The sequence below is a fragment of the Rhodanobacter denitrificans genome (assembly GCF_003335105.1).
Taxonomy (GTDB): domain Bacteria; phylum Pseudomonadota; class Gammaproteobacteria; order Xanthomonadales; family Rhodanobacteraceae; genus Rhodanobacter; species Rhodanobacter denitrificans_A.
This window is the reverse complement of the sequence record NZ_QFWQ01000006.1, coordinates 465,193-477,936: the sequence shown is the minus strand read 5'-3', so window position 1 is coordinate 477,936 and position 12,744 is coordinate 465,193. Positions and strand designations below refer to the sequence as shown.

Annotated in this window: 11 protein-coding genes; all 11 read right to left on the bottom strand. The window is 69.8% G+C overall.

Translation table 11 applies throughout. The annotated features are described in order from the left end of the window. Positions 1-37 precede the first annotated feature (37 nt). Genes ftsA through ftsL form a run of 11 tightly spaced genes read right to left on the bottom strand, consistent with a single transcriptional unit; the run spans position 38 to position 12,739 of the window. Entirely contained in the window at positions 38-1,270 is a 1,233-nt protein-coding gene (ftsA, locus tag DEO45_RS11715; protein WP_114343743.1) for a cell division protein FtsA, read from the bottom strand. A 10-nt stretch (positions 1,271-1,280) separates the two neighbouring features. Next, entirely contained in the window at positions 1,281-2,015 is a 735-nt protein-coding gene (locus DEO45_RS11710; protein ID WP_114343740.1) for a cell division protein FtsQ/DivIB, read from the bottom strand. Beyond that, positions 2,012-2,944, bottom strand: a complete 933-nt coding sequence (locus DEO45_RS11705; RefSeq protein ID WP_189339733.1) for a D-alanine--D-alanine ligase — start codon at positions 2,942-2,944, stop codon at positions 2,012-2,014. Before DEO45_RS11705 ends, DEO45_RS11710 begins: the two co-directional genes overlap by 4 nt. Positions 2,945-2,949: 5 nt before the next feature. Then, positions 2,950-4,389 (bottom strand): UDP-N-acetylmuramate--L-alanine ligase, encoded by a 1,440-nt coding sequence (gene murC, locus DEO45_RS11700; protein WP_114343735.1) that lies wholly within the window; start codon positions 4,387-4,389, stop codon positions 2,950-2,952. Next, a complete protein-coding gene (murG, locus tag DEO45_RS11695; protein ID WP_114343732.1) occupies positions 4,386-5,459 on the bottom strand; it encodes an undecaprenyldiphospho-muramoylpentapeptide beta-N-acetylglucosaminyltransferase in 1,074 nt (357 codons plus the stop codon). Before murG ends, murC begins: the two co-directional genes overlap by 4 nt. Continuing rightward, positions 5,456-6,697, bottom strand: coding sequence for a putative lipid II flippase FtsW (ftsW, locus tag DEO45_RS11690; RefSeq protein ID WP_114343731.1), 1,242 nt, complete (start codon positions 6,695-6,697; stop codon positions 5,456-5,458). Before ftsW ends, murG begins: the two co-directional genes overlap by 4 nt. Further along, positions 6,697-7,800, bottom strand: coding sequence for a phospho-N-acetylmuramoyl-pentapeptide-transferase (mraY, locus tag DEO45_RS11685; protein WP_114343729.1), 1,104 nt, complete (start codon positions 7,798-7,800; stop codon positions 6,697-6,699). Before mraY ends, ftsW begins: the two co-directional genes overlap by 1 nt. Next, complete coding sequence (locus tag DEO45_RS11680; RefSeq protein WP_114343726.1) at positions 7,790-9,163, bottom strand: UDP-N-acetylmuramoyl-tripeptide--D-alanyl-D-alanine ligase; 1,374 nt, start codon at positions 9,161-9,163, stop codon at positions 7,790-7,792. The genes mraY and DEO45_RS11680 overlap by 11 nt, the downstream gene beginning before the upstream one ends. Beyond that, on the bottom strand, positions 9,160-10,668 hold the full coding sequence (locus DEO45_RS11675; protein WP_114343724.1) for a UDP-N-acetylmuramoyl-L-alanyl-D-glutamate--2,6-diaminopimelate ligase: 1,509 nt from the start codon (positions 10,666-10,668) through the stop codon (positions 9,160-9,162). Before DEO45_RS11675 ends, DEO45_RS11680 begins: the two co-directional genes overlap by 4 nt. Then, positions 10,665-12,479: a peptidoglycan D,D-transpeptidase FtsI family protein gene (locus tag DEO45_RS11670; protein WP_114343721.1), complete on the bottom strand. Its 1,815-nt coding sequence runs from the start codon at positions 12,477-12,479 to the stop codon at positions 10,665-10,667. The genes DEO45_RS11675 and DEO45_RS11670 overlap by 4 nt, the downstream gene beginning before the upstream one ends. After that, positions 12,479-12,739, bottom strand: a complete 261-nt coding sequence (gene ftsL, locus DEO45_RS11665; RefSeq protein WP_189339740.1) for a cell division protein FtsL — start codon at positions 12,737-12,739, stop codon at positions 12,479-12,481. Before ftsL ends, DEO45_RS11670 begins: the two co-directional genes overlap by 1 nt. Between the last annotated feature and the right edge of the window lie 5 nt (positions 12,740-12,744).

Below are 12,744 nucleotides of genomic sequence, written 5' to 3'. Positions count from 1 at the left end.
GGGGCGACGCCTCCTGCGCCACCCTGAAACCTGTCGCTCAGAAATTCCTGGTAAGCCAGCTGCGCAGCTTGCCGACCACGCCGCCGACGCTGCCGCCGATCGGCCCGCCCGCTCGCGTGCCGCCGGCGCGCGCGCCATGCAGCAGCAGGCCCACGCCGGTGGCATGCAGCGGACTGGAGACCACTTCGCCGAGGCCGTCGATCTGCTGCGGCACGCCGATGCGCACCATCTTGTGGAAGATCTCCTCGGCCAGCTCCAGCGCGCCTTCCATCTTCGAGGCCCCGCCGGTCAGCACCACGCCGGCCGCGACCAGGCTCTCGTAGCCGGAGCGGCGCAACTGGTCCTGCACCATTTCGAAGATCTCCTCGTAGCGCGCCTGCACCGACTGCGCCAGCGACTGCCGCGCCAGCCGGCGCGGCGGGCGATCGCCGACGCTGGGCACCTGGATGGTTTCCTCGGCGTGCGCCAGTCCGGTCTGCGCGCAGGCGTATTTGATCTTGATTTCCTCCGCATGCGCGGTCGGCGTATGCACGCCGTAGGCGATGTCGCTGGTGACCTGGTCGCCGCCGACCGGCAGCGACGCGGTGTAGCGGATCGAGCCCTGGGTATAGATCGCGATGTCGGTGGTGCCGGCGCCGATGTCGACCAGACACACGCCGAGCTCGCGCTCGTCGTCGGTCAGCACCGCCTTCGCGCTGGCCACCGCCGACGGCACCAGTTCGTCCACGGTGAGGCCGCAGCGCTGGATGCACTTGGTGACGTTCTGCACCGCCGCGGCGGCGCCGGTGACCAGGTGCACATTCGCCTCCAGCCGCACGCCGCTCATGCCGATCGGCGCACGGATGCCGTCCTGGCCGTCGATGCGGTATTCCTGCGACTCCTTGTAGAGCACCTTGCGGTCGGCCGGGATCGCCACCGCGCTGGCCGCTTCCAGCACCTGTTCCAGGTCGCTGGCGGTCACCTCGCGGTCGCGGATCGCCGCGTTGCCGTGCGAGTTGCGGGTTTCCAGGTGGCTGCCGGAGATCGAGGCGTAGACCGAACGGATGTCGCAGCCGGCCATCAGCTCGGCTTCCTCCACCGCGCGCTGGATCGAATGCACGGTCGATTCGATGTCCACCACCGAGCCGCGCTTCATGCCGCGCGACACGTGCGTGCCGATGCCGATCACCGTGATCGGCTCGCCCGGCTCGTACTCGCCGACGATCGCCACCACCTTGGAGGTGCCGATATCGAGTCCCACCACCAGTTGCTTGTCGTTGCGCGGCTTCATAGGGAAATGCTCATGAACGGGGCGAACCTCCCTCGTTGGCGGCGGCCGCCTGCGGCCAGCGCACGGCGAATCCATTGGTGTAGCGAAGGTCGGCGTAGGCGAAGCCGTCGGCATGGCCGGCGATCAGCTGCGGGTAGACGTCGAGGAAGCGGCGCAACCGGCGCCCGGCCTGCTCGCGATCGCCGATCACGATCTGTGCGCCGTTCGCGGTGCCCACGCTCCAGCTGCCACGCTCGGTCAGCGCCACGCCGGTGATCTGCAGGTGGGTGCCGGCGAACGCCTTGCTCGTTTCCGCGTAGAAGCTGACCACCTCGGCCAGCCGCGCGTCCGGCCCGCGCAGATCCGGCAACGCGCCGATGCCGGCCATGCCGGGCGCCTCGAACACCAGCCCCTGCCGGCTGATCAGCTGCTTGTCGTTCCAGCGGGCGAACGGCTGCCGCTCGTAGATGCGCAGCTGCAGGGTATCCGGCCAGCGCTTGCGTGCCTCCACCGATTCCACCCACGGCAGCGCGGCGACGGCCTTCTGCACCGCATCGAGATCGAGCGCAAAGAAGCCCTTGCCCAGCCGCGGCCGTACCGCGGCGCGGATGTCGTCCGCGCTGACGTGCCGGAACTCGGCCTGCACGGTAAGTTGGGTCACCGGCCAGCGCCCGGCCGCAAACCAGCCGCGCAGCACGCCGACGATCGGCAGCACGACCAGCGCGATCGCGAGGCACCAGGCGACGAGGCGGATGGCTCCTTTCACATGCCCTCCCTGAAACTGGTTTCCAGCACGCGCCAGCACAGCTCCTGGTAGTCGATGCCGGCCGCCTTGGCCGCCTTCGGCACCAGCGAGTGCGAGGTCATGCCGGGCGCGGTGTTCACCTCCAGCAGCCAGTTGCGGCCTTGGCGGTCGCGCATCACGTCGACCCGGCCCCAGCCGCTGCAGCCCAGCGCGTCGAACGCGGCCAGCGCCAGTGCGCGCAGTTCCGTCTCGGCATCGCCTTCCAGGCCGGGGCACAGGTACAGCGTGTCCTCGGCGATGTACTTCGCGTTGTAGTCGTAGAACGCGCCCTTCGGCACGATGTGGATGCTGGGCAGCACCTGGCGACCGAGGATGGCGACGGTCAGTTCGTCGCCCTCGATCAGGGTTTCCATCAGCAGGTCGCCCGGATACTTCGCGGCCAGCTCGACCGCCTGGTCCAGCTGGGATTCCTCGAACACGCGGGTCACGCCCACGCTGGAACCCTCGCAGGCCGGCTTCACGATCAGCGGGAAGCCTATCTGTTTCGCCGCCGCATGCACGTCTGCTCCGCGCGGCAGCGCCACGAACTTCGGCGTCGGCAGGCCCAGCGACTGCCACACGCGCTTCGAACGCGTCTTGTCCATCGACAATGCCGAGCCGAGCACGCCCGAGCCGGTGTACGGCACGTTCAGCGCCTCCAGCGCGCCTTGCAGCACGCCATCCTCGCCACCGCCGTGCTGGCCGTGCAGGATGTTGAACACGCGCGCGAAGCCGCCGGTGCGCAGCGCGTAGAGCAGCGCGGGGATGCCGTCGACCGGCTGCGCGTCCACGCCGCGCGCCCTGAGCGCTTCCAGCACGTTGCGGCCGGAGTCCAGCGATACCGCGCGCTCTGCCGAGCTGCCGCCCATCGCCACGGCGACGCGGCCGAATTGTTCGGGATCCTTGATCATGCTGCTCACTTGCTTGCCCTCAAATGGCCGGTCTGCGCCAGCTCGACCGCCGCCGCACCGATATCGCCGGCGCCGAGCAGCAGCAGCAGGTCGCCGTCGCGCAGCAGCGTCGGCAGGGTGTCCTTCAGGTCGCGCGGATGTTCGACCAGCACCGGATCGACCTTGCCGCGGGCGCGCACCGCCCGCGCCAGCGCACGGCCGTCCGCACCGGCGATCGGCGCTTCGCCGGCCGGGTAGACGTCGGTCAGCACCAGCACGTCGACCTCGGCCAGCACGTTGGCGAAGTCGTCCAGCAGATCGCGCGTGCGGCTGTAGCGGTGCGGCTGGAAACCGACCACCAGGCGGCGTTCCGGCCAGCCGCCGCGCGCGGCGGCGAACACTGCGGCCAGCTCGCGCGGATGGTGACCGTAGTCGTCGACCAGCAGCACGCTGCCCTGCTCCAGCGCGATCTCGCCGCGCCGGTGGAAGCGCCGGCCGACGCCCTGGAAGTTCTCCAGCGCACGCGCCAGCGCATCGGCCTCGACGCCCAGCTGCCAGCCGATCGCGGCGGCCGCCAGCGCGTTCAGCACGTTGTGCCGTCCCGGCAGGTTGAGCTTCACCGGCAGCGCGTCGGCCCGCCCCGGCAGCAGCAGCTCGAAATGCATCTCGAAGCCGTGCTGGCTCACATTCTGCGCGCGCACGTCGGCGTCGGCGGCGTCGATGCCGTAGGTCATCACGCGGCGCGTGGTGGACTTCGCCAGCACGGCCACTTCGGGATCGTCCACGCACAGCACGGCCAAGCCGTAGAACGGCAGCCGGTGCAGGAAATCGGCGAACGCCTTCTTCATCTCGGCGAAATCGCCGTGGTAGTTCTCCAGGTGGTCGGCGTCGATGTTGGTGACCGCGGCGATCACCGGCGACAGCAGCAGGAACGAGCCATCGGATTCGTCAGCCTCGGCCACCAGGTACTGGCCGGTGCCCAGCCGCGCGTTGGCGCCGGCCGCGTTGAGCTGACCACCGATCACGAAGGTCGGGTCGTAGCCAGCCTCGGCCAGCACGCTGGCGGTGAGGCTGGTGGTGGTGGTCTTGCCGTGGGTGCCGGCGATCGCCACGCCGCGGCGGAAGCGCATCAGCTCGCCCAGCATCTCCGCGCGCGGGATCACCGGGATGCGCGCCTCGCGGGCGGCGACCAGCTCCGGGTTGTCCTGCCGGATCGCGCTGGAGGTCACCACCACGTCGGCGGCGCCGATGTTCTCCACCGCGTGGCCGACGTGCACGTCAATGCCCAGCTGGCGCAACCGCTGCACGGTCGGCGAGTTGGCGCGGTCGGAACCGGACACTGCGTAGCCGAGGTTGTGCAGCACCTCGGCGATGCCGCTCATGCCGACGCCGCCGATGCCGATGAAGTGCACCCGGCGGAATGTGCTCATCGGGTCTTCGTGCGCATGCAATCGACGCGGCGTCATGCGGCGACCTCCAGGCAAGCGCGCGCGATGACCTGCGCCGCGTCGGGTTTCGCCAGCGTGCGCGCGGCCTCGGCCATCGCCAGCAGTCGCTGGCGATCGTCCAGCAGCGATGCCAGCCGCTGCGCCAGTATCTGTACGTCCAGCTCGTTCTCCTGCATCAGTTCGGCGGCCCCGGCCGCCATCAGTACTTCGGCGTTGCGCGTCTGGTGGTCGTCCACCGCATGCGGGAACGGCACCAGCACCGCACCCAGTCCGGCGGCAGCCAGCTCGGCCAGGGTCAGCGCACCGGCGCGGCACACGGCCAGGTCGGCCCAGCCGTAGCTGCCGGCCATGTCGTCGATGAACGCGACCACCTGCGCTTCGACGCCAGCCTGCGCATACGCTTCGCCTGCTTCGTCGAGACCGCGACTGCCGCACTGGTGCAGCACCTCGGGACGCTGCGCCGGGGTCAGCCGGGCCAGCGCCTGCGGCAGCGCCAGGTTCAGCGCGCGAGCGCCGAGGCTGCCACCCAGCACCAGCAGGCGCGGCTTGCCGCTGCGTCCCGCCATGCGCGCGGCCGGCGGCGGCAGCGCGGCGATCGCCTCGCGCACCGGATTGCCGACCCACTCGGCGCGCGGCAAGGCATCGGCGAAACCGGCCAGCACGCGCTTCGCCAGCCCGGCCAGCTTGCGGTTGGTGAAGCCGGCCACGCGGTTCTGCTCGTGCACCAGCAGCGGACGGCGCAGCAGCCATGCGGCAAGACCGCCGGGACCGGCCACATAGCCGCCCATCGACAGCACGCTGCGCGGCCGCACCTGGCGCAGCACCGCCAGCGAAGCGAACAGCGCGCGCAGCAGCATCAGCGGCGCCAGCAGCCGGGTTCGGATGCCCTTGCCGCGCAGGCCGCCGACCGCAACGGTGTGCAGTTCGATCCGTTGTGCCGGCACCACCTTCGTCTCCATCCCGCCGACCGCACCCAGCCACACCACCGGCACGCCCTGCGCACGCAGGCACTCGGCTACCGCCAGGCCGGGGAAGATGTGGCCGCCGGTGCCACCGGCCATGATCAGCACGGGTGCCTGCGTATTCATGCGGGCACCGCCTCGCGCGGCTTCGCCGCGACGTTCGCGTCGGCCGCAGCCACCGCCGCCGGCATCCGCGTGGTCATCTGTCGCGCGTCCAGCGCGCGGTTGATCTCCCAGGTGGCACGCAGCAGCACGCCGGCCATGGCGCAGGTCAGCACCATCGACGAGCCGCCGTAGCTGATCAGCGGCAGGGTCAACCCCTTGGTCGGCAGCGCCCCCAGGTTCACGCCGACCGACACGAACGCCTGCATTGCCAGCATCAGCGAGACGCCGAACGCGACGTAGCCGGCAAAGCGCTGGCCCACCTCGACACCCTTCAGGCCCAGGTACAGGCCGCGCCCCACGGCCAGGCCGAACAGGCCGACCACCAGCACCACGCCGGCCAGGCCAAGCTCCTCGCCGATCACCGCGAAGATGAAGTCGGTGTGCGCCTCCGGCAGGTAGGACAGCTTCAGCACGCTGGAGCCCAGGCCTACGCCGGTCCACTCGCCGCGGCCGATCGCCATCAGCGACTGGGTCAGCTGGAAGCCGTCGTTGAACGGGTCCTTCCACGGGTCCATGAACGAGGTCAGCCGCTTCATGCGGTAGCTCTCGCCGGTCGCCGCGATATACAGCAGCGGCATCAGCGGCAAGCCCATCAGGAACAGGAAGATCGGCCGCGCGCCGCCCAGCCAGACCATGGCGATGGTCACCGCGATCACCAGCGTGGCCGAACCGAAGTCCGGCTGCGCCAGCAGCAGCAGCACGATCATGCCGGCGACCAGCACCGGCTTGAACAGTCCGAGGAATTTCGTTTCCACATTTTCACGGTGGCGCACCAGGTAGCTCGCCACATAGACCACCAGAATGAGTTTTACCGCCTCCACCGGCTGGAACGTGGTGACCAGCAGGTTCAGCCAGCGCCGCGCACCGTTGATGCGCATGCCGAAGTGCGGCACGAACACCGCCAGCAGCATCAGGAACGCCAGCGCCAGCAGCGGGAACGCGAACTTCTCCAGCAGCTTCAGCTCGGTGCGCATCGCCAGGCCGGCGGCGACCATGCCCAGGCCGAGGAACAGCAGGTGCTTCTTCAGGAAATAGAACGCACCGATGTGCTGGCTGTCCGCCACCGCGATCGAGCTTGACGTCACCATCACCACGCCCACGCTGGCCAGCCCGATCAGCGCGACCAGCAGCCACGTGTCGAAGCTGCCGCGCGGTCCGCTGCGGCGTTTGGCCTGGGTGGCGGCGTCGAAGATCGGCATCAGCGCACCTTCAACGTGGCAAGACCGACCAGCACCAGCACCACGCTGATGATCCAGAAACGCACGATCACGCGGGGCTCGGGCCAGCCCTTCAACTCGAAGTGGTGATGGATCGGCGCCATCCGGAACACGCGCTTGCCAGTGAGCTTGAAGCTCGCCACCTGGATCATCACCGACGCGGTTTCCATCACGAACACGCCGCCCATCACCAGCAGCACGATCTCCTGGCGCACGATCACCGCCACGCAGCCCAGCGCCGCGCCCATCGCCAGCGCGCCGACGTCGCCCATGAACACCTGCGCCGGATAGGTGTTGAACCACAGGAAGCCCAGCCCCGCGCCAGCCAGCGCGCCGGTGAAGATCGCCAGCTCGCCCGCGCCGGGAATCGACGGGATGCCCAGGTATTCGGAGAACACCTTGTTGCCGGCCAGGTAGGCGAATACGCCGAGCGCGCCGGAGACCAGCACGGTGGGCATGATCGCCAGGCCATCCAGCCCGTCGGTGAGGTTCACCGCGTTGGAGAAGCCCACGATCATGAAATAGGTGATCACCACGAAGAACAGCCCCAGCGGCAGCACCACGTGCTTGAACAACGGCACGTACAGCGCGGTCTCCGCCACCGGCAGGCCGGCGGCCGTCGCATGCGGCGCGCTGTAGTACAGGAACAGCGCGGCGCCGAGGCCGAACACCGACTGCCAGAAATACTTCCAGCGGCTGGCCAGGCCGCGGCTGTCCTTCAGTACCAGCTTGCGGTAGTCGTCGTAGAAGCCGATCGCGCCGAAGCTCAGCAGCACCACCAGCACCACCCACACGTAGCGGTTGTGCAGGTCGGCCCACAGCAAGGTGGCGACGGTGACCGAGAGCAGGATCATCACGCCGCCCATGGTCGGCGTGCCGGCCTTGACCAGATGCGTCTGCGGACCGTCGCTGCGCACCACCTGGCCGGCTTTCAGCGCGGCCAGCCGGTTGATCAGCCATGGCCCGCACAGCAGCGACATCGCCAACGCGGTGAGCGCGGCCATGATCGTGCGGAAGGTGATGTACTGGAACAGATGCAGCGCGGTGAAATGCCGTGCCATCCAGTCGGCCAGTTCAAGCAGCATCGGATGCGCCCCCCTTGTTCTTGCCGGCATGACCGCCGAGCGCCGCCACCACCTGCTCCATCCCGGCCGAGCGCGAACCCTTCACCAGGCAGGTGACGCCCGCGTGCAATTGCGCCTGCAGTACCGCGATCAGCGCGGCCTTGTCGTCGAAATGTTCGCCGCCCGCGCCGAACGCCTCGACCGTGGCCGCGCCGAGCGGACCGACGGCGAACAGCCGCTCGACCCCGCGCTCGCGCGCCCGCGCGCCGATGCCGGCATGCAGCGCGCGCGCATCCGCGCCCAATTCGGCCATGTCGCCCAGCACCAGCCAACGTTCGCCGCCGGCCAGCAGCAAGGTGTCGATCGCTGCCGCCATCGAGCTAGGGTTCGCGTTGTAGCTGTCGTCGATCACGGTCCAGCCGCCGGCCATCGCCTCGCGGCGCAGCCGGCCAGCCACCCCGGGAACCTGCTCCAGCCCCGCCACGATGGTGTCCAGCTGCACCTCCAGCGCCAGCGCCACCGCCGTCGCGGCCAGTGCGTTGGCGATGTTGTGGCGGCCGGGCAATGGGAGTGCCACTTCGGCGTCGCCCTGCGGCGTGCTCAGCACGAAACGCGAACCGTCCACGCGCTGCTCGACGATGTCGGCGCCGACATCGGCCGGCTGGTCGAGGCCGAAGCGCAACACTTTGCGCGCGCCGGCCAGGCCGGTGAAGAAGCTGGCGAACGCGTCGTCGGCGTTGATGATCGCTATGCCGTCTGCCGGCAAGGCCTGGTACAGCGCGCCCTTGGTCTCGGCCACGCCTTCGATGCTGCCCATGCGCGCAAGATGCGCCGGCGCGATGAGCGTGACAAGGCCGATATCTGGCCGTGCGATGGCGGCCAGGTAGGCGATGTCGCCCGGCTTGCCCGCACCCATCTCGAACACCGCATATTCGGTGTCCTGCGGCATCGCCAGCAGGCTCAGCGGCAGGCCCAGTTCGTTGTTGAAGTTGCCCGCGCTGACATGGGTGCGGCCGTGCCGCGCCAGGATCGCGGCGACCAATGTCTTCACCGTGGTCTTGCCGTTGGAGCCGGTGATGCCGACCACGTGCACGTTGCGCTGCGCGCGCACCGCGCTGGCCAGGTCGCCGAGGGCCAGTTCCGTGTTGTCCACCAGCACCTGCGGCAGTGCGCTGTCGACCTTGTGCGTCACCAGCGCGGCGACCGCGCCGCGCGCGACCGCCTCGGCCAGGTAGTCGTGGCCGTCCACCCGCTCGCCCCTGATCGCCACGAACAGGTCGCCGGGCCGCAGTTTGCGCGTGTCGATGGCGACGCCGGTCACCTCGACGTCGCTGCCGAGCAGGCGGCCGTGGGTCCACAGCGCGATGGCGGCAAGCTGCATCATGGCCGTTCCTCCCCGCCGATCCGTTCCAGCACGGCGCGCGCCACCGCCAGATCATCGAACGGATGCTTGCCGTCGGCGCCTTCCTGGTAGGTTTCGTGGCCCTTGCCGGCGATCAGCACCGCGTCGCCGGCACGCGCCAGCTGCAGCGCATCGGCGATCGCCGTCGCACGGTCGCGCTCGACCGCCATCGCGCGTGCCGCCTGCATGCCGGCGACGATCTGCGCCACGATCGCGTCGCCGTCCTCGCCGCGCGGGTTGTCATCGGTGACGATCGCCACGTCGGCCAGCCGCGCCGCGATCGCGCCCATCAGCGGACGCTTGCCGGCGTCGCGCTCGCCGCCGCAGCCGAACACGCAGATCAGCTTGCCGGCGCAATGCGCGCGCACCGCGGCCAGCGCCTGCTCCAGCGCGTCCGGCGTGTGCGCGTAGTCGACCACCACCAGCGGCTGACCATGCAGGCCGCCGAGGCCGCTCATGCGGCCGTTCACCGGCTGCAGTTGCGCGACCGCCTCGACGATGCGCGCGAACGGTTCGCCCAGCGCGCCGAGGCAGGCCACCACCGCCAGCAGGTTCGCCACGTTGAAGCGGCCGATCAGCTGGCTGCGCACCGCCCGCGTGCCCCACGGCGTACGCAGCATGAACGACAGTCCCTCGGCCGAGGTGGCGATCGCGCTGGCGGCGACTTCCGCCTCGCCGTCGCCGGCCATGCTGAAGCGCAGCCGCTGGACGCCGGCCGGCAGCTGCCCGGCCAGCTCGCGGCCGAACGCGTCGTCGACGTTGATCGCCGCACTGCGCAGGCCCGGCCACGCGAACAGCTTCGCCTTCGCCGCGCCGTAGGCCTCCATGCTGCCGTGGTAATCCAGATGGTCGCGGGTGAGGTTGGTGAACGCTGCCACCTCGAAATCCACCGCCGCCACGCGGCCCTGTTCCAGCGCGTGCGAAGAGACCTCCATCGCCACGTGGCTGACGCCGGCGTCGCGGAACTCCGCCAGCAATTCCTGGACCGTCACGGCGTCGGGCGTAGTGCGCTCGCCCTCGCGCAACCGGCCGTGCACGCCGGCGCCCAGCGTGCCGATCGAGGCGGTGCGGTGGCCGAGCAGGGTCAGCGCCTGCGCCAGCAACTGCACGCACGAGGTCTTGCCGTTGGTGCCGGTGACGCCGACCATCCGCAACGATTCGCTGGGGCGCTCGTAGAAGCGCGCGGCGATCTCGCCGACCTGGCCGTGCAGGCCCTCGATCCACAGCACCGGCACGTCCAGCGCGGCGGCGTCGTCGACCACCGGCGCCTCGGCCAGCACCACCTGCGCGCCGCGCTGCACCGCACCCGGGGCGAACGTGATGCCATGCCCCCGGGTGCCGCGCAGGGCGAAGAACGCATCGCCACGCCGCACCCGGCGCGAATCCAGCGCCAACCCGGAAACCACGATGCGGCCGGCGCCCGGCACGGCGGCAACCTGCGCATCGGCGATGCCGAGCAGCAACTGGTCGAGATGGCCGGTGCTCATGGCGTGCCCCCGTCGATCGGCGCATCGTCGAGCGGTGCATCCACCGGCGGCTTGCTGCCGACCAGCCCGTCCACATTCTGCAGCGGGCCGCCCACGTACCAGCGGCCGATGTTGTCCGGTGGCACGTCGAGCAGGCGCAGCGCGCCCTCCATCACCTTGGAGAACACCGGGCCGGACACCGTGCCGCCGTAGTAGCTGCCCTTCTGCGGATCGTCAATCACCACCACGCCGACCAGGCGCGGATTCGATGCCGGCACGATGCCGGCGAAAGCCGAGGTGTAGTTGCTCTTGGCGTAGCCGCCGGCGCTGGCCTTGTGCGCCGTGCCGGTCTTGCCGGCCACGCTGTAGTTGGCGATGCGTGCCAGCGTGCCGGTGCTGCCGGGCCCGGTCACGGTCTCCATCATGCGGATCAGCTGGTTCGCCACTTCCGCCGAGATGATCTGCTTGGCCTCGCTCTCGCCACCCTTGATGAACGTGGGGTTGTGCATCACGCCGCCGTCGGCGATCGTGGCGTAGGCGTTGGCCAGCTGCAGCACGGTCACGTTGAGGCCGTAGCCATAGCCGAGGATGGCCTTCTCCAGCGGCCGCCAGTCGCGGCCGATCCGCAGATGGCCGGATGCCTCGCCGGGAAAGCCGCTCTCGGTGCTGTTGCCCAGGCCGAACGCGCGATAGGTGTCGTACATCAGCGAGGTGTCGAGCTGCATGGCGATGCGCGCGGCGCCCACGTTGCTGGACTTGGTGATCACCCCGGTCGGCGTCAGCAGGCCGTAGTTGTGTGTGTCGTGAATGTCATGGCCCTGGAAGTACCAGTGGCCGCCGGTGGTGTCGATGATCGGACCGGTCGGCGTGAACCTGCCGCTGGACAGCGCCGCCGCCATCAGGATCGGCTTCACCGTGGAGCCCGGCTCGAGCACGTCGGTCATCGCCCGGTTGCGGCGCTGGTCCGGCCGGCTGCCGCCGAGCGCGTTCGGGTTGTAGGTGGGCAGGTTGGCCATCGCCAGCACCTCGCCGGTCCTGACGTCGAGCACCACCATCGAACCGGAGCTGGCCTGCGATTTTTCCAGCGCGGTCTTCAGTTCGCTGTAGGCCAGGAACTGGATGCGCCGGTCGATGCTGAGTGTGAGGTTCTGCCCCGGCTTCGGCGCGCGCACCTGCTCGATGTCCTCCACCACGTGGCCCATGCGGTCGCGAATCACCCGCTTCGCGCCGGGCTTGCCGGCCAGCCAGTCGTCGTAGGCCAGCTCCAGGCCTTCCTGGCCGCGGTCGTCGATGTTGGTGAAGCCGAGCACGTGCGCGGTCACTTCGCCGGACGGGTAGTAGCGCTTGAACTCGCGCTGGCCGTTGATGCCGGGAATGCCCAGGTCCAGTACGGCCTGTGCCGCGGCCGGCGCCATCTGCCGGCGCAGGTAGACGAACTCGCGGTCGGAGCGCTGCGCCAGCTGCGCCTTCAAGCCTTCCGCATCCACGCCCAGTGCCCGCGCCAGCGCCGGGATGTGCTCGTCGCTGTCCAGCACCTCGGCCGGATTCGCCCAGATCGACATCATCGGGGTCGATACCGCCAGCGGCTCGCCGTTGCGATCGAAGATGGTGCCGCGCGACACCGGGATCGGCACTTCGCGCAGGAAGCGTGCATCACCCTGCTTCTGGTAGAACTGCTTGCGTACCACCTGCAGGTCGAACGCCCGCGCAATCAGCGCAACCGAGACCAGGCCGAGCAGGCCGACCACCACCACCATGCGCCGACGCGCGCTGGGACCGGCGCCGCGGCGACGGCCGGGCTGGGCGGGGGCGATGTGGTTGCGCCAGCTCATCAGCGCAGCAACCGGATGTCTTGCGGACGCGGATCGACCATGCCCAGCTTCTGCCGGGCCTCGTCGTCGATGCGCCGCGGCTCGGCATAGGTGGCCTGCTCCAGTTCGAGCTTGCCGTATTCGATGTTCAGCTCGTCGCGCTGGTTCTGCAGCGCAGTCAGGTTGACGAACAGCACGCGGCTCTCGTGGCGCGTCCACACCACGCCGAGCGCACTGGCCAGCGCCGCGACCAGCAGCAGCATCAGGCACAAGGCGCCGATCGCCT